Here is a 22,060-nt window from a genome sequence, read left to right on the forward strand (position 1 = left end):
GGGCGCGTCAGATTTCGTCGGGGAAATGTTTCATCGTCAACCGGATCGGGTTGGGCGCGGCCTGCCCCAGACCGCAGATCGATGCATCGGTCATGGCCGTGCAAAGCTCATCCAGCAATCCCTGATCCCACGTGTCTGCCTGCATCAACTTGACGGCCTTTTCGCAACCGACGCGACACGGGGTGCACTGGCCACAGCTTTCATCCTCGAAAAATCGCAGCATGTTGAGGGCGGCGTCACGGGCACGATCCTGATCGGACAAGACCACGACGGCGGCAGAACCGATGAAACTGCCATGTGGTTGCAGCGTGTCGAAGTCGAGCGGCACGTCGGCCATTGACGCAGGGAGCAGGCCGGAGGATGGCCCGCCAGGCTGATAGGCTTTGAAGACGTGACCGTCTGCCATGCCGCCACATGCGGAGATGATGTCCGTGATCGTCGACCCTGCCGGTAGCAGATAGACGCCCGGGGTCGCGACGCGACCCGAGACCGAATAGCTGCGCAACCCCTTGCGTCCGTTCTTTTCGGTTGTGTTCAAGACATCCGGCCCTTCGCGACATATGCGCGTGATCCAATGCAGGGTTTCAACGTTGTGCACCAAGGTAGGCTGGTTGAAGATACCGACCTGCGCCACGTATGGGGGCCTGTGACGTGGCAAGCCGCGCTTGCCCTCGATGCTTTCGATCATCGCGGATTCTTCACCGCAAATGTAAGCCCCGGCCCCACGCCGCAGGTCGATGAAACCTTCTGCGACGATCCCTGCGGCCTCGAGTGCCCTGATTTCGCGGCGCAGAATCTCGAGCACTGCCGGATATTCGTCCCGCATGTAGATGAAGGTCGTTTCTGCTTCGACAGCCCAGGCTGCGATCAACATACCTTCAAGAAAAAGGTGCGGCACGCGTTCGAGATAATAGCGATCCTTGAACGTGCCCGGTTCGCCCTCGTCCCCGTTCACGGCGAGGTATCGGGGCCCTGCATTGGCCCGCACAAAGCCCCACTTGGTTCCGGCTGGGAAACCCGCGCCGCCCAACCCACGCAACCCGCTTTCCTTGATCTGCGCCTGCACGGCTTCCCAATCACCGGCCTTGCGCAGAGACGAAAGCGTTTCATAGCCGCCTTCGGCAACATAGGCGTCCAATGCCTCATATGCGGGCAAATGCGCATGGGTACCATTCGCGGCGATCGCTGCATGGACTTTTTCAGGCGTCGCATGGTCGATGTGGTTATGGCCCAGTTCCAGAACCGGGGCCGTGTCACAGCGGCCCATGCAGGGCGCGCGCAAGACGCGCACCCGGGTTGGGTCCAGCCCGTCTTCGAGCGCGGATTTCAACTTCTGCGCGCCTGCCAATTCGCAACTGAGCGAATCGCAGACCCGGATGGTCAGCGCGGGCGGCGGTGTTTCGCCTTCTTTGACTACATCAAAATGGGCATAGAAGGTGGCGACCTCATAAACTTCCGCCATGCTCAAGCGCATCTCTTCGGCCAGTGCGCGCAGGTGCGCCGCAGACAGATGACCGTATTCATCCTGAATGAGATGCATGTACTCGATCAGCAGATCGCTGCGTCGCGGTGCATCGCCCAAAAGCGCGCGCACGTCATCCCAAGCCTGATCTTCCAGCGCACGGCCTTTGGGACGGACACGGCCTTTGCCTTTTCCCGACTTCCAGACGCCCTTGCCTTGCTTTGCCTGATCCAGTGCCATGTCGCACTCCTAATCCTGTTTGCGCGTAAACTAGCAGCGGTGTGGTAGATACATCAGCCCAAAAGCGACCCCAAACGGTGCAAAGCACGCGCCGATGATGATCATGCTGGCGTGCATCAGTTACGTTTGGGCTCGAAAGCACCGATATGCGTGGGCTGGATCGGATCGCGTCGGCGTCCAGTCCCCCATATCGGATGATTCTGAAGCATGGTCGAACGCCGGATTGCGCAGATAAAAGACCCCGCACGCAGCATAACATCCGCGTGGGCAGGCTGGCGCACGCGCCGCACCTCTGGCATTGTGTCAGCATGAAATATCTTGCCGCCGTTCTTGCGCTGACCCTGTCGAGCCTACCCGCTCTTGCCGAGCCTATGAGTGCGGCGGAGTTTGAAGCTTACGTGACGGGAAAGACGTTGTATTATGGCAATGATGGAGTCGCCTATGGCGCTGAAATCTATCATGAAAATCGGCGTGTCACATGGTCATTTCTCGATGGAAACTGCAAGGAAGGCTACTGGTACGAAGCGGAGCCTGCAAATATCTGCTTTGTCTACGAGGACAGAACTGACACGCAATGCTGGACCTTCGAGAGAACAGGGCGTGGACTGCGCGCGACCTTCACCAGCGATCCCGACACGACCGAGCTTTATGAAGCGCAGGATTTGGGCGAGGAACTCATCTGCCTCGGCCCGAAGGTCGGCGTTTGACCAAGGTCATGTGACGTGACGGGCGGACGATGCGTCCGCCTTACGGGGACCATGGCAACCTTGTCCGTAAGGCGCACCCTTGGTGCGCCATCCGTCAGAACAGGGACCCTTGCTCGGGTGGTTTTGCGCCAGACTTGCGCGCGCCGCCTGCGCCGCCCAGTCGCAGACGCCCATCGCTGAACTCGATCTCAAGCCCGCTGGCCTGTTCTGCTGCTGATTTGGTCGTGAGGATCTCGCCCCCGCCACGCACCACCGCATAACCGCGCGCCAGGGTCGCCTTGTAGCTGAGCGTTTCGCGCAACCGATCCATCGCCTCAAGTCGATGGCTCAGCCGTTCAATTTGGCGCGCACCTGTCGTGCGCAATCGTCCGACCAATGCCTGCAACCGTTGTTCGGCCTGAACGCGGTCTTGGGTTAACTTGCGCGGACTGAGACGGGCCGCCCGCGCTTCATATCGGTCCCTCTTGCCCTGCGCTGCCCGCGCCAGCGCTGGCCCCAATCGTGCGCCTAGGTCATCCAGACGCTTGCGTTCGTTGCGCACCTGCCGGGCCAGCATCGCCGGCCGCAGGCTGCCGGACGCATCCGCCAGTCGGACCTTGCGTCGCTGCACGCCCCCGATCAGGGCCGGTCCAAGTCGATCCCCAAGCACGTCAAGACGCTGGCGCGGCCCTTCCACCAGCACCTCAGGCCTCGGCAATGCACGACCCAGATCGCGCAAACGCTGCCCGCGGCGTTGCAAACCACCGCTGAGAGCCCCTGTCATTCGGGCCCCTGCCCCGTCGAGCCAGGCCATCAACTCGTGGCGCACAGGCACGGCAAGCTCTGCCGCAGCCGTCGGCGTCGGCGCACGCCGATCAGACACGAAATCAATCAAAGTCGTGTCGGTTTCGTGCCCGACTGCGGATATCAACGGGATTTCGGATGCAGCTGCCGCGCGGGCGACGATTTCCTCGTTGAAACCCCAAAGATCCTCGACCGATCCACCGCCGCGCGCCACGATCAGCAAATCCGGTCGCGGGATCGCGCCTCCAATTGCAAGCGCATTGAATCCGGCAATCGCGCGCGCCACTTCCGGGGCACATTTGGCGCCTTGTACCGCCACAGGCCAAATCAGCACCTTTCGCGGAAAACGGTCCCGCAATCGGTGCAGGATATCCCGGATCACAGCGCCCGACGGAGAGGTGACGACCCCAATGACGTCCGGAAGGTAGGGCAGATTCTTTTTGTGCGCCGGATCAAACAAACCTTCGGCCTGCAACAGCGCCTTGCGCTTTTCCAACAGCGCCATCAGTGCGCCCATGCCGGCCGGTTTGATGTCTTCGATAATGATCTGGTACTTGGATTGACCAGCAAATGTGGTCAAGCGGCCAGTTGCCACGACTTCCATGCCCTCTTCGGGCTGGGTTTGCAGGCGGGCGGCGACCCCTTTCCACAAAATGCCGGAGATGACAGAGCGGTCGTCCTTGAGGTCCAGATAAACATGACCCGAACGCGGTCGACTGACCCGGCCAACTTCGCCCCGAATGCGTACGTGGGAAAACTCGCCCTCGATCAGCCGCTTTACCGCGCCCGAGATGTCCGAGACGCTATATTCCGGGGCGTTCAGCCCGTCCGAGGGTTCATCGATCAGGTCCATTTCCGTTCCTTGTGCATGGCCGCACTCCAGCTTAGAACGAGGGCGCGCAAAGGCCAAGGAGTGCTGCCCCATGAACATCTTAATTCTCGGCGGCGGTGGTCGTGAACATTCGCTGGCCTGGGCTGTTCTCCAGAACCCCAAATGCGACCGCCTCGTCGTGGCGCCAGGCAATGCGGGTATTGCGGCGATTGCCGATTGCGCATCGCTCGACATATCGGACGGCGGTGCCGTCGTCACCTTCGCCGAAGAAGAGGCGATTGATTTCGTCATAGTCGGCCCCGAAGCGCCACTGGCCGCAGGGGTTGCGGATCGCTTGCGGGATGCCGGCGTACTCGTCTTTGGGCCAAGTCAGGCGGCGGCAGAGTTGGAAGCGTCCAAAGCGTTCACCAAGGCGATCTGTGACGCGGCCAATGCGCCGACGGCGGCCTATGGCCATTTTACGGATGCGGACGCGGCGAAAGCCTACGTACAGGCCCAAGGCGCGCCAATTGTCGTCAAAGCCGACGGCCTCGCGGCGGGCAAAGGTGTCATCATCGCCGAAACCGTGGCACAGGCCGAAGCCGCCATTGACGACATGTTTGGCGGAGCCTTTGGCGGGGCGGGCGCCGAAGTTGTGATCGAAGAGTTCATGACCGGCGAGGAAGCCTCGTTCTTTGTGCTGTGCGACGGAACGGATGTTCTGCCGATCGGTACGGCGCAAGACCACAAGCGCGTCGGCGAGGGCGACACCGGGCCCAACACTGGCGGAATGGGGGCCTATTCGCCCGCGCCCGTTCTGACAGACACCATCGCAGAGCGCGCTTTGGCAGAGATCATCCGCCCCACGATGGCCGAAATGGCGCGTCGCGGCATGCCCTATCAAGGCGTGCTTTACGCGGGGCTGATGATTGAAGACGGTGCACCGCGGTTGGTGGAATACAATGTGCGCTTTGGCGATCCTGAATGTCAGGTTCTGATGATGAGGCTGGGCGCGCAGGCCTTTGACCTGATGCACGCCGCCGCCGAAGGACGCCTGGACAGCGCGCAGGTTAACTGGGCCGATGACCATGCCATCACCGTCGTGATGGCCGCCAACGGCTACCCAGACAGCTATGACAAAGGCGCCGTCGTCGGTGGCCTGGACACGCTGCCCGAAACCAGCAGCCAGATGGTGTTTCATGCGGGCACCACACTCAAGGACGGCGCGATTACCGCCTCGGGCGGGCGCGTGTTGAGCGTGACCGCGCGTGGGACGACGCTCGGCGAGGCTGCGGAGCGGGCTTATGCAATGGTGGATCAGATCGACTATCCCGATGGATTTTATCGTCGTGATATCGGTTGGCGCGCTCTGTAAAGCACCTGACCCAAGAAGCGATGTCTCAGCCTGCGCGCCTCCCGCAGAGACTTTTTCAAGACAGGGGCGTGCCTTCGCAGAGCACAGGATCCGTCGTAATTTCGGTGACCCGCTGAATCTCACGGCTCTCGGCAGACATGACAAGGATTTCGGTGTCCCGCTGGAACGGCATCCAGCAATTGTCCGGATTCGGAAAGTTCTCGTAAATGAAGCAGAGCAGAGGGCCGCGAATGTCGATGCGGCCGTAGGAACAGCGGCCGTCTGACTGTGCCCAGACCGACTGATCGCGCTTCAGAAACTGTTCAACACCGACTGTTATGCCTGTGTCGTAGTCGCTGAAGGTCAGGGTTTGGCCCGTAGCCAGGTCCAGGAAGGCATCCGGCGTTATCTGCTGTTGCGCAAACGCGGGCCCCGCGCATACACACGCGATGACCGCCCATAAAATGCACCTCAGTCGCATGCCAGTGCGGCACGCCAACTGCGGGCTCCGGTATTGCGGCCAAGGTCAGTGACGGCGAAGCCCGATCCGTCAAACCGGATCGCGACCAGGCGCAACCAGTCGGCCGTCGCGACAATCATTTCATCCGTCCCATCGCAGGTACGGACGCCGCCCGAGATGAAGTCCTCTCCAATCCGGTGGTTGGAAAAGCCCGGCAAGCTTGCCAGAGGTTGCAACCTACCATCGTGATAACGCCAAACACGAATGGTTTTCGCCAGATGCGGACGGTCGACATAGGCAAGCTCTGTGTACCCGTCCCCGTCAAAATCCGCAGCCCCGATGGGGGCAAGCCAACGATTGCGGGTGCCGATATGCGGCGTCTCGACAATCTTGCCGGATGCGCCATAAACCGCCAAGGCAGCCCCCTGCGACGTATCGGCTTCAACGACGATGACCTCCGGGCGGCCATCGCCATCCAGATCCGCCAACCGAGGCGCGATATCTTCGAACACATGGTCCTGCGGCAGGGTAAAGGTCACAGAACGCCCATCTTCAAGCGTCACCTCGAGTGCTCCCCACTCGATCGCATCGCCGAGAACGCCGTGGGCATAGCGGTCCGTCGGTACCGTATAACGAGCCGACGCAATGCTGTCGGACAAAGCCGGAGCAGTCGACGCGGCAACGCCCAGCACCGCCATCCACATGCGCAACATCGGACGCGCGCCGCGCGCGAAACGGGGCAAGAGGTGCCACAGAAGACGCGGCGCCTCCTCTGGCATCAGATCTGTTTTTCGGGCATCTGCACCACGAGACCGTCCAGCGCATCGCTTACTTTCAGCTGGCAGGTCAGACGCGAGCGGGTCTCATCCGGCTCATAGGCGAAATCGAGCATGTCGGTTTCCATGTCGTCCTTGGCGGGCAGCTTGTCGACCCAATCGGCATGCACATAGACGTGGCATGTCGAACAGGCGCAGGCTCCGCCGCAATCGGCTTCGATGCCCGGAATGTTGTTGTCACGCGCGCCTTCCATGACTGTCAGCCCGTTGGCCACGTCCACGACATGTTCTGTTCCGCCATGTTCGATATAGGTGATCTTGGCCATCAAAAGCCCCCTTTTCCCCAATGTTCCGGACGGTTCTAACCGCCTCTTTTTCGGCCCGCCACCCCCTTTTGCGTCACACCTCTTTGCACCTTGCGACACGGGCAATATGTTCTATCTTTGTTCCCATGCAGGTCTATTCTCCTCCCGCCGCCTCTGATCAGGTCTGGCCCCGCCCGCCCTCTTGTGTGCGGGCCTGCGATCTGGGGTTACCGCCGCTCAACGCGCGGGTGGCTGTGGCGGGTCTGGTGATCTTGCGTCAGCGCCCCGGCACGGCCAAGGGCGTGATCTTTCTCACGCTCGAGGACGAAACGGGCGTGGTCAACATCATCGTCTGGCGGCACATCTACGAACGGTTTCGCCGGGCGGTGGTGGCCGGGCGCATGCTGCGCGTGACGGGCCGTATGCAACGGGCCCATGACGTCACCCATGTGCTGGCCGAACAGATCGAGGATATATCGGCCATGCTGGACCACCTCCTGAGCGAAGGGACCGCACGCACCGTGGCGGCAGAGATACGGACGGATGCGCAGGATGCCCGTCACAGCAGGTGAAGTGGTGCAACGCACACTTGACGCCAGAATTCTTCAAGCAGGTTAGACGCGCTTGGGTAACAGGGCCAAGACGGCCAGATCAATGCGCACCCACACTGCAGAGCGTCACCAATGCCGAACGGTTTCTGAAAAATGATTTCAGCAGCGGCGGTCAAACCCGACCACGGCAACCAGTCCTGTGTAGCCACTACAGCCAACAGAACTTGGCAGAAACCCAAGAAAAAAGGCGCCTCCGGTGTGGGGCGCCTTTTTGTTTCCAATGTGATCAAAGATTAATTTGCCAGGCTCAGTGCCACAAAGCGTGGATCCCCCGCGCGACGCACCAGCAAAAGCAGTGACTTGCGCCCGGCGTCCTTGACATCTTGCAGCCGTGTCTCGAAATCCGCGATCGACGCGACCTTTTGCTGTCCGGCTTCGGTGATGACGTCACCTGCGCGCAGACCCTTTTCAAAAGCCTCGGACGTCTCATCCACGGCCGTCACCGCCAAACCCTCCTGGCCTTCTGTCACGCCCAATTCTTCACGCAACTCATCCGTCAGGCTACTCAGCGTCAGGCCAAGCACTTCTTTGGTCTCAGGCTCTTCCATGTCATCGGGTTCCGTGGCGACAGCGGGAACCGCACCTTGCGCCTCTTCGCGACGTCCCAATGTTACGCGCAGCGTCACCGTTTCGCCGTCGCGGAACACCACGACGCGCACCGTCTCTCCGACGGGGCTGTTGCCGACCTGACGGACCAGTCCACGGGTGTCTTCGACGTCGACCCCGGCAAAGCTGATGATGACATCGCCATCTTCCATACCGGCTTCTTTCGCCGGGCCTTCCGGCACGGACGTCACCAACGCCCCTGCTGCCATCTCGAGCCCCATGGCTTCGGCGATGTCTTCAGTCACGTCCTGAATGCGGACCCCAAGCCAACCACGGCGGGTTTCGCCAAACTCCTGCAACTGGTCGACGACATTGTTCACCACATTCGCTGCCATGGAGAACCCGATGCCGATAGATCCGCCATTCGGTGACAGAATCGCCGTGTTCACACCAATGACTTCACCGTCCATGTTGAACAGCGGACCGCCCGAGTTGCCGCGATTGATCGCTGCGTCCGTCTGGATGTAGTCGTCATATGTTCCGCTCAGCGCCCGGTTGCGGGCCGATACGATGCCTGCCGAGACGGAAAACCCCTGACCCAGCGGATTTCCCATTGCGATCACCCAGTCGCCCACGCGCGCGGTGTCGCTGTCCCCAAAGGACACGAATGGCAGCGCCTCTTCGGACTCGACCCTGAGCAAAGCAATATCTGTGTTCGGGTCTGTCCCGATGACGGTGGCCTTGAGCTCGGATCCATTGAAGAACTCGATCAGGATTTCGTCGGCACCTTCGATCACGTGATTGTTGGTCACGACATAGCCGTCTTCGGATATGACGAAACCCGACCCAAGCGCAGAGGAGCGACGGGGACGATTGCCCTGCCCGTTATTGTTACGGTCCTGAAACTCGCGGAAAAAGTCCTCGAACGGAGAACCTTCGGGCACGATACCCTGCGGGCCTGTCCGCCCTTCGACCAGCGTTGACGTTGTAATATTGACCACCGAAGGGCTGATTTTCTCGGCCAGTGGGGCGAGGCTTTCGGGCCGGGCCGCGGCGTTCAGCGCCTGCGCCACCACAAAGGCCAACGCCAATGCGCCCAACATAAGGGCCCGTAAGTATGAATAGTTCGGAAGCTGTTTCGCTTTCACGAGTGCCTGTCGTTGCATCAGGTTTCTCCTGCATCTTCACATTGGCCACGATGGCCGCCTGCACATGTGTGTGCGTCGCTACATATAAGGTGCATATAGGGTTGTACCGACGCAACCACAAAGATGGTTTCGACACTCAACCTTTCAACTCAGTATTACCAAACTGTGAAGAGTTGCGCCCCAAGGTTACAACCCGATGAAAAAGGCGAGCCAGACAAGTATCAACCCCGACACCAACACCAAGGCTCCAAACTGACGGCGCGCAACCTCGGGAAGGCTGCGCAACACTTCCAGCACCCGTTCAATGAGCGAAGGGGCCAGCATATATGCCAGCCCCTCCACCATCATCACAAGCCCGAGAGCAAGCAACACCCAAGACATCATTCACCTTCGAGGCTGCGTGAACCCTGATCAGAGCGCAAGTAGTTGAAGAACTCGCTGTCAGGCGACATGACCATTGTCGAGTTGCTGCCCTGAAGCGCGCGCTCGTAGGCGGTAAGGGACCGATAGAACTCAAAGAATTCCGGGTCCGCTCCAAAGGCATCCGCAAAGATCGCGTTGCGGCGGGCGTCGGCTTCACCGCGAATGATCTCGGCCTGACGTTCGCTGTCAGAGACCAGTTCAACCACAGTCCGGTCAGCCTGGGCACGCACACGCTGGGCCGCCTCGTTACCACGGGCCCGCTCGTCCGTCGCCTCACGCTCCCGTTCGGCGCGCATACGCTCGAAAGTGGCGTCAAGGTTTTCCGCCGGCAGGTCGGTGCGCTTGAGGCGGACGTCGATGATATCGACGCCCAACGCGCGGGCCTGCGGGATCGACGAGTTGCGAATGCGCAGCATCAGAGCCGCACGATCGCTGGACAGGATTTCGTTCGATGTGACGGAACCCAGGATTTCACGCGTTTCGGAGCGCAGGATCGAGTCCAGGCGATCTTCGGCAAATGCGATGCCGCCGCCACCAACAGCCTGACGGAACTGGTTCACATCCACGATGCGATAGCGCGCAAAGGCGTCCACAACAAGGCGTCGATCATCCAGCGGCGTGATCTCGAGCGGGTCGATATCACGGCTCAGGATACGGTCGTCGTAGCGCACGACTTCCTGGATCAGGGGGATCTTGAAGGCAAGACCGGGGTCTTCCTTCACCGCGACGACGCGGCCAAATTGCAGAACCAGCGCCTTTTCACGCTCGTCCACGATAAAGATCGACGACAGGCCAATGGCAGCAACGACCGCGACAATCGGCAAAAGGTATTTTGCGCTTTTCATCAATTCGTTCCCCCTGTTGAGCTGCGGCGCAGTTCATTGAGCGGCAGGTAAGGCACGATGCCCTGTCCTCCGCCACCGCCGGTGGATTCGTCCAGAATGATCTTGTCCATCTGGCCCAGCACTTTCTCCATGGTCTCAAGATAAAGCCGTTTGCGTGTCACATCCGGCGCCTTGCTGTATTCTTCCAAGACGGCGGAGAAGCGAGATGCCTCACCTTCAGCCTGGTTGACCTGCTGGGCGCGGTAGCCTTCGGCTTCTTCCAAGAGCTGCGCGGATTGACCACGCGCCTCGGCCAGAACCCGGTTGGCATAGGCGTCAGCAACGTTTTGCAAACGGTCGCGTTCCTGCTCGGCGGCCTGAACGTCTCGGAAAGCATCAATCACCTCGACCGGCGGGTCAGCCTTGTCAAAGTTGACACGGATCACGTTTACGCCGCTGTCGTAACTGTCGAGCGTAGACTGGATCAGCTCTTCCAGCCGGTCACCGATCACACCCCGGTCACGGTTGAGGATGGGAGCCAGTTCGGACTGCGCGATAATTTCGCGCATGGCCGACTCAGAAACCGCGCGGATCGTTGGTTCGGGATCACGCAGGTTGAACAGGAAGGCAGATGGATCGTTGATGTTCCATTGTACCTGAAAGTCGATATCGACGATGTTCTCGTCCCCGGTCAGCATAAGGCCCGCATCGGATCCCGCGCGACCGACACCGATTTCCTCGGTGCGTTCAGTGGTGACCGGAATGACTTCAGCGGTCACGAATGGCCAAGGCGCAAAGTTCAGACCGGGATTGCCCACGGACGAAAATTCGCCCAGGAAAAGCTCGACCGACTGTTCTTCGGGACGGACGGTGTAAAACGATGAAAAGAGCCAAAGGCCGATACCGACCAGCAAGGCGATGCCAATCGTGCCACGGGTCAGATATGGGCCACCGCCCCCCGAACCCGATCCACCACCGCCGGTGTTGCCGCCACCGCGACCGCCCATCAGGACGCGCAGTTGCTCCTGGCCCTTTTTGACCAATTCATCAATTTCGGGAATCTGCGGACCTTCCTGGCCCGGGCCACGTCCGCCATTGCCACGACCGGGACCACGTGAGCCATTGTCGCGACCATCGTCATCTCCGCCCGAACCTCCGCCGCCCCCCCAGGGGCCGCCTGTATTACCAGCCATTTGGTGTCGTTCTCCTGTTGCCGCGCAGCGTGCCTGCGCCTTGTGTCATTACCTGTGCTTTTTTATCGGACTTTCAAGCAGTCCGCATTGGTGTCTTCATCGTTACAATCTCTTCGGACATGGTCGGATGTACGGCCACGGTCCGATCAAAATCTTCCTTTGTTGCGCCCATCTTGATGGCGATCCCGGCCAGTTGGATCATTTCACCGGCATTTGGTGCGACGATGTGACAACCCAGAACCTTGCGCGTCGCCACGCTGACCACGAGTTTCATCAGGACGCGATCGGGTTTCCCGGCAAAGGCCGTCTGCATCGGCCGGAAAGACGTGCAGTACACGTCAATAGGTTCCCGGTCGCGCGCCGCTTCCTCACTCAGGCCCACCGTACCCATTTCCGGTTGGGTGAAAATCGCCGATGGAATCAAGTCGTGATCGACCGCCGTTGGGTTATCCTTGAATACGGTTTCGACAAAAGCCATGCCTTCGCGGATCGCAACAGGGGTCAGATTGACCCGGTTGGTCACGTCGCCGATGGCATAGACGCTGTCGCAGGCCGTTTTGGAAAATTCGTCCACAACGATCTCGCCGCGCCGACCCACTTCGATGCCAAGGTCTTCGAGACCCAGATCGCTGCTGTTCGGATCACGACCCGTGGCAAACAAGACGACATCAAACGCGCGCGGTTTGCCCGACGTCGGCTTGACCCAGATCGGGCCGGAACGGTCCCCTTTCGCCGCTGCAGAAAGCGCACCCATCATCGAAGCATCCGCGCCCATGGCTGCGTCAGATGCCGTTGATCCAGACAAGTTGTGATCCGCGTCAGCGGGCGCCATCTCCACGATATTGGTGCCAAGATGCAGCTTGATGCCCCGCTCGAGCATCGCTTCGGCGATCAGGCCGCGTGCCTCGTCGTCAAATCCCCGCAGGATTTGCGCCCCTCGGTAGTATTGTGTCACTTCGACACCCAACCCATGGAAAATGCACGCAAACTCGCACGCGATATAGCCGCCGCCCACGATCAGGATCGATTTGGGCAGGTTTTCGAGGTGAAAGATATCATCGCTGACGATACCAAGATCTGCGTTTGGCATGTCTGGTCGCACCGGATGCCCGCCCGAGGCGATCAGAATGGTCTTGGCGGTTTTTGTCTCACCGGTGGAAAGCTCGACCGTATGGGCGTCTTTCAGGCGCGCGCGCGCATCAAAGGTTTCGACTCCCGAGTTCTTGAGAAGGCTCCGGTAGATGCCTTCAAGCCGGTCGAGTTCCGTGTTCAGGTGGCCGCGGAAGGTCGGCCAATCAAATGACCCTGCTTCAATGTCCCAACCGTAGCCATTCGCCAGGGACGGCATGGACGCGAATTCGCTGGCAAATACCATGAGCTTCTTGGGGACACAGCCCCGAATGACACAGGTTCCGCCGTAACGGTCTTCTTCGGCAAGCGCGACACGCGCGCCCGTTTCTCCGGCGGCAACGCGCGCTGCCCGCACTCCGCCTGAGCCACCGCCGATAACGAACAGATCATAATCGTATGTACTCATGTCAGCAGCCCTTCCGTCTTCTGTCGACCATATTTCACATGGGTCGGCGTAAAACCAGACCCAGTCGCGCATCTGTGAGGTCCCGCACCGATTTCAACGCAAGACCGAAATCAGAGACGCAACATGGTAAATTCTTTCGCCGTGGATCATTGGCAGATGGTCGCCTTCGGGAATTTTGCAGGGTTTGAAGGCCCTTGTGACTGAAACACAAACCGCCAGGCTCACCACACCATCAAAGCAATGCCTCGCACGCGACCCACCGGGGCGCGGCCGTAAGGCTCTCTAATCCGCCAGATCGGAAAACAGGTTGTCCGCCTCAGGAAAGTCAATGCGATCCTGCGCCACTGTGCCTTCGTTGATGTCGCGCACTTCCACCCGCCCGTCGCCGAAGCCAATCACAACCTTGTCACAGATATCGACGAACAGACCGTTTTCGACAACGCCCGGCATCTGGTTCAGCACCAGTGCAAGCTGGCGGGGATTGCCGATCCGCTTCAAGTGCAGATCAAGGATATGATTGCCTTCATCTGTGACAAAGGCCTGGTCGCCATTCATCCGCAGCGTGGAGTCGCGGCCCAACACGTCCATCGAAATCAACGTTTCCTCGACAAGGGCTTGTGTTGTCTGCAAGCCAAAGGGGATCACCTCGATGGGCAACGGGAACGCGCCAAGGTGCTCGACCTCTTTGCCGATGTCCGCAATCACGATCATCTGATCGCTGGCCGTCGCCACGATTTTTTCCTGCAACAGCGCGCCGCCACCGCCCTTGATCAGGTTCAGGTCGCCGTCAAACTCGTCTGCCCCATCAATGGTCAGGTCCAGCCACTTCGCCTCATCGAGCGTAATCACCTCAATGCCAACCGCGCGCGCCAGTTCGGCGGTGCGTGTGGATGTCGGCACGCCCCTGATGCGCAGCCCATGATCGCGCACCTGTTCGCCCAGACACCGCACCAGCCATGCGGCCGTCGAGCCGGTGCCCAGCCCGACACGCATCCCGTCTTCGACAAAATCGGCGGCGCGTTTGGCGGCAACGAATTTGGCCTTGTCGATAGGTGACATTTCTTCGGTCATGGCAGCGACTCCCTTGATATGCAGTTCTTATAAGAGCGTTGGTTGGGCTGTGCGACCCCCAGAACCGCGCCAAATTTACATTACGCCGTGACACGAAGCCCCAAGTGCGAAACAATCGTTGCACCTTTGAACGGAGCGTCCCGCTTGGCCGATCTTTTTGACACGACTATCGACTGGCTGCTGGCGCAGGCGCTCAGCGACGATCCTCTTTCGGTGACGGTGCAAGGTTTGGCGACCCGCCTGCTGGATGGCGGCGTGCCGTTGGCGCGCCTCAGTCTTGGGCGCGCCTTACTACACCCGGTGATCGGGTTGCTGAATATTCAATGGGATCGCGACAGCGGTGATATCAAGTCTGAGGCCGTGCCGCGTGCCAGCGTTCTGGCAGAACTGGAAGTGAAAAACCCATTTACCGACCTTGGCGAAGACGGCGTCACGTCCATCATCGCCAACCTCAAAGATCCTGCCGACGTCGCGCGCTATGCGATATTTGGCAAATTGGCCGCCCAGGGGATCACGGGATATGCCGCATTCGGACTGATCTATGGGCGCAAGCAAAAGCTCTTTTTTGAAATGCCCCAACATCAACGTGGCCGATCCGAGAATTTTCGTGGCGCATCCCTGTCCTTTGCGACCAAGCGGTTCAGCGGCTTTTCCCAAAGTGACCTTGAGGGGTTGGAGCGGCTGGTGCCCGCCATTTGCGTCTGTGCGCGTGTCGACACGGACCGGTTCATGGTAAATGATGTGCTGGAAACCTATCTGGGCCGCGTGTCCGGCAACCGCGTTCTGACCGGACAGATCGACCGGAACGATCTGCAACAGATCGAATGTGCCCTGTTTTATTCGGATATGCACGCATCTCTCGCGCTGTCCCAGCAGTTGGACGCCCAAACCTATCTGGACACGGTCAACGCCTATTTCGACTGCACCGCCAATGCAGTCCTCGATCACGGCGGCGAGGTGTTGAAATTTATCGGCGACGGGATTTTGGCGATCTTCCCGATCGAGCCGGGCACCCGCCCGCGCGATAACATGTGCACCGCAGCTCTCGCCGCCGCCCGCGAGGCCTTTGCCCGCGCCGATCACGCCAACACGCTGCGCGGTGACCAAAAATTGCCGCCGGTGAACTTTGGCGTCGCCCTACACGTCGGCGAAGTGATTTACGGCAATGTCGGCATTGAAAAACGGCTGGATTTCACCGCCACCGGGCCTCAGGTCGGTCTGGCGGCCCGGATCGAAGGGCTGACCCGCACGTTGAACGCTCCGATATTGGCCAGCGAAGCCTTTGCTGCGCACGTCTCCGAAACAGGTACAATCCATCCTGCACAACAGGTGCGCAGCTTTGATCAGCCCATCACGGTCGTCGGTTATCCCCTGAACCCATCGTAAACGCTTGCGTCAGGTCGTTTTTGACATCTGTCGGCTTCAAGAAACGCTGTAGATCAGCACCATGACCTATGTGCTGCATTACGCCCCTGACATCGCCTCGCTCATTGTACGGATGGCGCTGGATATGCTGGGACAACCCGCCACCACAAAGATGGTGGATCGCGGCAGTCGGGACCAGCCTGCGCCGACCTATCTGCCGCTGAACCCAAACGGTCTGATCCCGACGCTGATCACGCCGCAAGGGCCGATCTTTGAGACTGGGGCAATCTTGGTGTGGCTTGCGGGTCGGCATGGCGCGCTTGGACCAAAAGCCAATAGTGAGGGCCGGGCCGGTTTTCTCAAATGGCTGTTCTTCTGCTCAAACACTGTGCGCCAACAGATGACGTTGCTGTTTTATCCACGCAAACTGGTCGCCCACGCTGAGGAGCTTCAACGCGCCGTGCAAAAGGGCGCTCAAATGAAACTGATCACGCATTTCCAAACCCTGAACACTGCCGAAACGCAGGCCTTTGGTCACGACACGCCAACAGCTATCGACGTTGCGGCTCTGCTCCGCTGGTGCGCAATCTACGGACCGGATGATCGCATTTGGTTCAACCTTGACGACACACCCCGGCTGACCCACTTCTGCCAAAGGCTTCAGGATGTGCCCGCAACAGCCAATGCCCGATCCGCCGAAGGGTTGGGCCCAACTCCGTTTACCGCGCCCCGGCGCCCCAATCCGCCCGAAGGGTCCGCACTGTAACATGTTCTTGTCCGTGTTCGAAATGTTCAAGGTGGGCATTGGCCCGTCCTCCTCACACACCATGGGACCGATGGTGGCTGCTGCGCGATTTCTGGACATGATGCGCGCCTCGCCCTTCCGTTTTGCAGGGGTGCGCGCGTCGCTTCATGGCAGCCTGGCCTTTACCGGCGTTGGCCATGCCACTGACCGAGCGACGATCCTTGGTCTGGCTGGGTTCGTCCCCGAAACCTATGACCATGACAAGGCCGAAGACATTTTGCGCAATCTGGCCGAAACCGCCACATTGCAACCGGCGGGCCTTGGCGATCTGCGGTTTGACCCCGCGAAGGATCTGATCTTTGACTATGACACGCCCCTGCCCGGTCACGCCAACGGTATGATATTGATGGCCACCGATGCCCAGGGCGACGTCACCCTGAGGCAGGTCTTCTATTCGATCGGCGGTGGCTTTGTCATGACCGAAGAAGAACTGGCCGCCGGCAAGGCCACCGATGAAGGGGCACCGATCCCCTTCCCGTTCAAATCCGCCGCCGAGATGCTCGAGATGGCGGATCGCTCAAACCAAAGCATCGCGCAAATGAAACGCGCCAACGAAGTGGCACGCGGCGGACACGAAAACCTCAAAACCGGCACCAAGCGGCTGTGGCAAGTCATGCGCGACTGCATCGATCGCGGCTTGGCCACCGACGGTATCTTGCCGGGCGGCCTTTCCGTCAAACGGCGCGCCAAGGGCATTCACGAAAAACTCCTGCAAGAACGCGGCATGAACCTGACGCCCCCGCATACCATCAACGACTGGATGAGTGTGTATGCCATGGCAGTGAACGAGGAAAACGCGGCCGGCGGTCAGGTTGTCACCGCCCCTACGAACGGGGCTGCAGGCGTGCTGCCCGCGACGCTCAGATACTACCTTGACCACGTCCCCGGCGCGTCCGAGGCACATGTCGAAGATTTCCTGCTGACGGCCGCCGCCATCGGCGGTCTGGTCAAATACAACGCTTCAATTTCGGGGGCTGAGGCCGGGTGTCAGGCCGAGGTCGGCAGTGCCGCCGCCATGGCTGCTGCCGGCCTCTGCGCAGTGATGGGTGGCACGCCAGAACAGGTGGAAAATGCGGCCGAAATCGCGTTGGAACATCACCTTGGCATGACTTGCGATCCGGTGCGCGGCCTGGTGCAAGTGCCTTGCATCGAACGCAACGGGTTGGGCGCGATCAAGGCCGTCTCCGCGGCCAGCCTCGCACTCAGGGGCGACGGCACGCATTTCGTGCCCTTGGACGCCTGTATCGAAACGATGCGCCAGACCGGCGAAGACATGAGCGAAAAATACAAGGAAACAGCACTGGGTGGTTTGGCGGTCAACGTCCCCAACTGTTGAGACCAACCCGGGTTGGCGGGCGGGCGCATTTCGCGCATTGCGCGAAACAGACCGATCCGATAAGCCGCAAGCGACGTTAACGGGCGTCACAGACAGACCAATTCTCAATTTGAATTCCCCATTGCCGCTGTTAGCGTGGACGACATGGAACAGGATAAACCTCTGCTCGGCATCTTCTTGATGCTGGGGTTTTGCGTGGTCGCCCCCATGGGGGATGCGGTCGCCAAACTGTTGGGACAATCCGTCCCCGTCGGGCAACTTCTCTTTGTGCGCTTTTTGGTGCAAGCTCTTTTGCTGATCCCGCTGGTGTGGGCCACGGGTCGGGTCTGGCGGATGCATGGGCGGGTACTGTGGCTGACGCTAGTCCGAACCGTCCTGCATATTCTTGGCATCGGCGCGATGTTCACGGCCCTGCAATACCTGCCGCTCGCCGATGCAATCGCCATCGCTTTCGTCATGCCTTTCATCATGCTGCTGCTGGGAAAGTATATCTTGGGCGAAGAGGTCGGAAGCAGACGCTTTATAGCGTGCATTGTCGGCTTCATCGGCACGCTTCTGGTGGTGCAACCGAGTTTTGCAGAGGTTGGCTGGCCTGCGCTGTTGCCCCTGCTGGTGGCCGTTACCTTTTCCTTTTTCATGCTGGTCACGCGCCAGATCGCCAAACAAACCGATCCGGTCGGGCTTCAGGCCGTCAGTGGCATCATGGCCGTCTGCATCATGGGCCCGATCCTTTGGGTCACGCATTACGGCAGTTTTGAGCCATTAACCTTCATTACGCCTTCGACCGGAGAGTGGGCTTTGCTCATGACCATCGGGGTATTGGGCACCTGTGCGCATCTTTTGATGACCTGGTCACTGCGCTACGCGCCATCCGCCACATTGGCCCCGATGCAATATCTTGAAATTCCTGTTGCGACCGTCATCGGGTTACTGGTGTTTGGCGACCTGCCCAACGGCCTGGCAGCGCTGGGGATCTGCATCACGATTGCGGCGGGGCTGTATATCGTTCTACGCGAACGGGCCATCGCGCGGATGGCGACGCGTGCGCCAGCATCTGTGTGACAGCCGACAGACGTTTGCGCGGCACAACCACCAGCATCGCAGGCGCGTTCATGGTTAATACGACCGGACCCAAAGCGGTGTTCGACGTGCCAACCTTGACCATAGGATCAAATTGAAGCCCTTCGATCTCCCAGGTCAAGCCTTGCGACGTCCCGGCGACAGCAGCCATCGGAAACAAGGAGACGATGTCTCCTGATCCGAGCGGCAACGTCACCTGCGGTGGACACAGGAATGTCACCTCGGTTTCGCCAATCAGTATGCAAGGACGCTCGGGGTAGGCGACCAGCACATGCAAAGCGGCCAATTGATGATCAAGCCGCCCACCCGTGAACCCGACAGCCAGCACCAACGGAGCGGAAATGTGGCGCAGCGCCTTGTCAAAATCGGTGCTGTTCTGCTCGGAAATCCTGATATGGCGTTCGACGGGGATGCGCGACAGAACCTGACCGACAGAGTCGAAATCCCCGATCACCGCCGCGATATCGACCCCGGCTTTCACAGCGAGTTCCGCACCGCCATCAGCAGCCACGCAAACCGGCGCCAGCGCCAGCGCCTCTGCAAGATCGTCCAATGACGCGACGCCACCACCCACCAGAGTCACTGGTTCAAAACTATCAACAATCCGATTTTTCATCGCCTCTTAATGCATTTTTGGGAAACAGATCACAATATTGCCACGAAATGATACCTTACTCGGCATAGATTCGGTCCGCTTTGGACCATCTTTGCCATTTACTGAAACCTCCGCAAAGAGCAGAGGACGAGCATCCGATGACAAGTAACAATAAAATTTTAACTGTTTCCTACGGTACCTTTTCTTGCACGTTGGAAGGGTTTGACGACAATTTTGGTACGATGAAAGCCATTGCGGAATACTTCCGCGATCTGGCTTCTGACGATCGTTATTTTGGCGCAGAGCCACCGCAACCGGACGTAGAGATGCTCGCTCGGATCGCAGAACGCGAGATTTCGCGGCGCGTGGATGCCCGAAAGCATGACGGCCGCTACGTTTTAAGTGCCGAGCAGGCGCAAGTCAGTGCAGCCGCCTCTCCTACGGGACTCGATGCACAAGCCCATCCCAGCGAAACCGCCGAGCACACAAGTCCTGGCGCGCAGGACATCACCGAAACGGTGGCGGACCATCCGCATCAACAAAATGCCATGCAACAGAACGTCACAGAATGTTCAGAAGAGGACGGCGCGAGCGCGAATTTCGGGCGTTCCAATGTCGATTCAGCTCAGGAAGCTTTTGAAACCGAAGCCGCGGCGTCCGATGCCGAAAGTGTGGCAAACCCTGCCGACATCGACGCCTCTTCTGCGCAGGATGCAGAACAGTTTTTTGCGCAACCTGACCCAGAAACAGATTTGAAGGCCGCCGAGGTCATTGCAGAGGCTGAGCCTGTCGACAGGAAAGAGGCTCCCGCACCCGACAGCATCGCGGCAAAACTTCAGCGCATTCGCGCTGTTGTGACCAAGAGTCGGGATGACATCCCAGAAGAAGTGTTCGAAGACGAATATGCCGAAGACCTTGCGCCAAGCGCGCCTGCGGACACCCCAATCCTTGACCAAGTCGTTGCAGGGACCGACACCGACGCGGTGGCCGACCCAGCAGAATCCTCGGTGATTGTACAAGCGGCACTCGCAGTTGAAACCTTGCAAGAGGCTGAAAACGCAGCAATTGAAGAAGATGAAAACGAAAGCGAAAGTGACGATGTCACAGCTTTACTGGCCCGCTTCGATACGGAGGAAAACAGCTTAGCCGCAGCGAACACGGAGCAAACAGATGAAAGCTCTATAGACGCCGAAGTTGAAGACGATGTTTTGCTGCTCGACACGCTTGCAAGCTATACTGGGGAAAACGCAAACTCAAAAGAAGATGATGAGGATGACGCGAACCTCTTTGATGATGGCTTGGCGACTGAAATTGATCATGTCGAAAGTATCCAGACACGTGTCGAAGACACAACTGACAGTCCCGAGGTCAAAGCCGCGCGTGCACGCATCATCAAAGTGAAACGTTCCGAAATCGACGCAGCCATTGCAAGCGGTGCCTTGGAAGAAGTCGACGATGCCAGCGAGAACGACACCTCATCTTTTGATGCGCAAAATGAAGAACAACTCTCCGCATCCGCAGACCCAGACATACGCGTGTCGCAAGAAGAGACCGTTGACGCGAATCATGACGCCGCGAACGATACTGATGACACTACAACCCAACCAACTGTAGAGGACGACGACGTCTCTCGCCTGATGGCTGAGGTGGACACTCAGATGGATGAACCTGAAAGTACCAACCGCCGCAGTGCATTTGCGCACCTGAAAGCGGCGGTCATGGCAAAAAAAGCCGACCTCGGCATCGGCAAAGAGGATGAGGGCAAAGACGGTGCGTATCGGTCCGACCTTGCGTCGGTCGTAAAACCGCGACGCCCCGAAGGCCGCGGCGTCGCAAACACTTCCGAGAGCAAGCGTCCGGCCCCTTTGAAGCTCGTCGCGGAGCAGCGCGTGGACATTGACAAAGAACCGACAGGACCGGTGCGCCCGCGCCGAGTAGCCGCCCGTGAAGACGTTCCAAACACTGCGGCCGAAACCAGTTTTCAGGATTACGCCAACGAAATGGGGGCTCACGATTTGCCCGAACTTTTAGAAGCCGCCGCCAGCTACCTCAGTTTTGTCGAAGGTCGAGACCAATTTTCGCGCCCTCAACTAATGACCAAAGTTCGTCAGATCGAAAAAGGCGATTTTAATCGAGAAGATGGGTTGCGCTCCTTTGGTCAACTCCTGCGTGCGGGCAAAATAGAGAAGATTAAAGGTGGGCGATTTGCTGTAACGGGCGACATCGGTTACCGGCCAGACCATCGCGCCGCGGGCTAAAGCATTTTGCATTTAATCTGAGGCATATCCGGCGGCTTTGAGAAAGTTCCAGCATTCTACTGGTTCGTAGAGATCGCAGATGTCGCCAAGCGCTTCAAACAAGGCATCGTAGGTTCTGGCTCCGATGCGCCGCAGATGGGATTTGAGCTTTGAGAATGCCATTTCAATTGGATTGAGGTCCGGACTGTAAGCAGGCAGAAACAAGAACCAGCAGCCGCGCTTGCGCAGAACTTCGGCTGCGCGCGGACTTTTGTGGGTGGACAGATTGTCCAGGATCACAACGGTGCCGGGGTCGAGCACCGGAGCGAGTTGTGTTTCGATGTAGGTGTCGAATGCCGGGCCGTTCATCGCGCCTGTGATGACCCAAGGC

General features: G+C 59.3%; 21 protein-coding genes. 8 read left to right on the top strand and 13 right to left on the bottom strand.

Annotated features, from left to right (window positions below; translation table 11 throughout):
• Positions 1-7: 7 nt before the first annotated feature.
• The gene (locus LC354_RS15265; protein ID WP_223425249.1) at positions 8-1,702 is read right to left on the bottom strand and encodes an NAD(P)H-dependent oxidoreductase subunit E; all 1,695 of its coding nucleotides are present in this window, start codon (positions 1,700-1,702) and stop codon (positions 8-10) included.
• Positions 1,703-2,010: 308 nt separating this feature from the next.
• Between LC354_RS15265 and LC354_RS15270 the strand changes: the two genes are divergently transcribed.
• The gene (locus tag LC354_RS15270) at positions 2,011-2,409 is read left to right on the top strand and encodes a hypothetical protein (protein ID WP_223425251.1); all 399 of its coding nucleotides are present in this window, start codon (positions 2,011-2,013) and stop codon (positions 2,407-2,409) included.
• Positions 2,410-2,503: 94 nt separating this feature from the next.
• Here LC354_RS15270 and xseA read toward each other — a convergent pair whose 3' ends face one another.
• Entirely contained in the window at positions 2,504-4,045 is a 1,542-nt protein-coding gene (gene xseA, locus LC354_RS15275; RefSeq protein WP_223425252.1) for an exodeoxyribonuclease VII large subunit, read from the bottom strand.
• A gap of 70 nt (positions 4,046-4,115) precedes the next feature.
• Here xseA and purD point away from each other — a divergent pair, with 70 nt between their 5' ends.
• Positions 4,116-5,378, top strand: coding sequence for a phosphoribosylamine--glycine ligase (gene purD / locus LC354_RS15280; RefSeq protein WP_223425254.1), 1,263 nt, complete (start codon positions 4,116-4,118; stop codon positions 5,376-5,378).
• Positions 5,379-5,433: 55 nt separating this feature from the next.
• Here purD and LC354_RS15285 read toward each other — a convergent pair whose 3' ends face one another.
• The 3 genes from LC354_RS15285 to LC354_RS15295 are packed head-to-tail and all read right to left on the bottom strand — an operon-like array spanning position 5,434 to position 6,919.
• Positions 5,434-5,838, bottom strand: coding sequence for a hypothetical protein (locus LC354_RS15285; RefSeq protein ID WP_223425256.1), 405 nt, complete (start codon positions 5,836-5,838; stop codon positions 5,434-5,436).
• On the bottom strand, positions 5,829-6,596 hold the full coding sequence (locus LC354_RS15290; protein ID WP_223425258.1) for an FG-GAP repeat domain-containing protein: 768 nt from the start codon (positions 6,594-6,596) through the stop codon (positions 5,829-5,831). Before LC354_RS15290 ends, LC354_RS15285 begins: the two co-directional genes overlap by 10 nt.
• On the bottom strand, positions 6,596-6,919 hold the full coding sequence (locus LC354_RS15295; RefSeq protein WP_223425260.1) for a 2Fe-2S iron-sulfur cluster-binding protein: 324 nt from the start codon (positions 6,917-6,919) through the stop codon (positions 6,596-6,598). The genes LC354_RS15290 and LC354_RS15295 overlap by 1 nt, the downstream gene beginning before the upstream one ends.
• 125 nt (positions 6,920-7,044) lie before the next feature.
• Here LC354_RS15295 and LC354_RS15300 point away from each other — a divergent pair, with 125 nt between their 5' ends.
• A complete protein-coding gene (locus tag LC354_RS15300; RefSeq protein ID WP_223425262.1) occupies positions 7,045-7,470 on the top strand; it encodes an OB-fold nucleic acid binding domain-containing protein in 426 nt (141 codons plus the stop codon).
• A gap of 272 nt (positions 7,471-7,742) precedes the next feature.
• Here LC354_RS15300 and LC354_RS15305 read toward each other — a convergent pair whose 3' ends face one another.
• The 6 genes from LC354_RS15305 to rpiA form a co-directional block, all read right to left on the bottom strand.
• Positions 7,743-9,221, bottom strand: coding sequence for a Do family serine endopeptidase (locus tag LC354_RS15305; RefSeq protein WP_223425264.1), 1,479 nt, complete (start codon positions 9,219-9,221; stop codon positions 7,743-7,745).
• Between the two features lie 168 nt (positions 9,222-9,389).
• Positions 9,390-9,584, bottom strand: a complete 195-nt coding sequence (locus tag LC354_RS15310; RefSeq protein WP_223425266.1) for a DUF2065 domain-containing protein — start codon at positions 9,582-9,584, stop codon at positions 9,390-9,392.
• On the bottom strand, positions 9,584-10,471 hold the full coding sequence (gene hflC / locus LC354_RS15315; protein WP_223425268.1) for a protease modulator HflC: 888 nt from the start codon (positions 10,469-10,471) through the stop codon (positions 9,584-9,586). Before hflC ends, LC354_RS15310 begins: the two co-directional genes overlap by 1 nt.
• Positions 10,471-11,643 (bottom strand): FtsH protease activity modulator HflK, encoded by a 1,173-nt coding sequence (gene hflK, locus LC354_RS15320; protein WP_223425270.1) that lies wholly within the window; start codon positions 11,641-11,643, stop codon positions 10,471-10,473. The genes hflC and hflK overlap by 1 nt, the downstream gene beginning before the upstream one ends.
• Before the next feature lie 73 nt (positions 11,644-11,716).
• Positions 11,717-13,180 (bottom strand): FAD-dependent oxidoreductase, encoded by a 1,464-nt coding sequence (locus LC354_RS15325; protein ID WP_223425272.1) that lies wholly within the window; start codon positions 13,178-13,180, stop codon positions 11,717-11,719.
• Between the two features lie 282 nt (positions 13,181-13,462).
• Positions 13,463-14,251 (bottom strand): ribose-5-phosphate isomerase RpiA, encoded by a 789-nt coding sequence (rpiA, locus tag LC354_RS15330; RefSeq protein ID WP_223425274.1) that lies wholly within the window; start codon positions 14,249-14,251, stop codon positions 13,463-13,465.
• Between the two features lie 144 nt (positions 14,252-14,395).
• Between rpiA and LC354_RS15335 the strand changes: the two genes are divergently transcribed.
• From LC354_RS15335 to LC354_RS15350, 4 genes are all read left to right on the top strand, one after another.
• Positions 14,396-15,637: an adenylate/guanylate cyclase domain-containing protein gene (locus LC354_RS15335; protein ID WP_223425276.1), complete on the top strand. Its 1,242-nt coding sequence runs from the start codon at positions 14,396-14,398 to the stop codon at positions 15,635-15,637.
• Positions 15,638-15,698: 61 nt separating this feature from the next.
• Positions 15,699-16,382, top strand: a complete 684-nt coding sequence (locus LC354_RS15340) for a glutathione S-transferase family protein (RefSeq protein WP_223425277.1) — start codon at positions 15,699-15,701, stop codon at positions 16,380-16,382.
• Position 16,383: 1 nt separating this feature from the next.
• On the top strand, positions 16,384-17,757 hold the full coding sequence (locus LC354_RS15345) for an L-serine ammonia-lyase (protein ID WP_223425279.1): 1,374 nt from the start codon (positions 16,384-16,386) through the stop codon (positions 17,755-17,757).
• Positions 17,758-17,901: 144 nt separating this feature from the next.
• Positions 17,902-18,819 (top strand): DMT family transporter, encoded by a 918-nt coding sequence (locus LC354_RS15350; protein WP_223425281.1) that lies wholly within the window; start codon positions 17,902-17,904, stop codon positions 18,817-18,819.
• Here the strand turns inward: LC354_RS15350 and LC354_RS15355 are convergent.
• The gene (locus LC354_RS15355) at positions 18,737-19,453 is read right to left on the bottom strand and encodes a thiamine diphosphokinase (protein ID WP_223425283.1); all 717 of its coding nucleotides are present in this window, start codon (positions 19,451-19,453) and stop codon (positions 18,737-18,739) included. The two genes, LC354_RS15350 and LC354_RS15355, sit on opposite strands and share 83 nt — an antisense overlap.
• A 137-nt stretch (positions 19,454-19,590) precedes the next feature.
• Here LC354_RS15355 and LC354_RS15360 point away from each other — a divergent pair, with 137 nt between their 5' ends.
• Positions 19,591-21,690 (top strand): hypothetical protein, encoded by a 2,100-nt coding sequence (locus tag LC354_RS15360; RefSeq protein ID WP_223425285.1) that lies wholly within the window; start codon positions 19,591-19,593, stop codon positions 21,688-21,690.
• A gap of 12 nt (positions 21,691-21,702) precedes the next feature.
• On the opposite strand, the gene LC354_RS15365 is transcribed toward LC354_RS15360, so the two are convergent.
• A partial coding sequence (locus tag LC354_RS15365) for a transposase (RefSeq protein WP_223423163.1) occupies positions 21,703-22,060 on the bottom strand: 358 nt, incomplete at its 5' end.

This window comes from Tateyamaria pelophila, from assembly GCF_019966495.1.
GTDB lineage: Bacteria > Pseudomonadota > Alphaproteobacteria > Rhodobacterales > Rhodobacteraceae > Tateyamaria > Tateyamaria pelophila.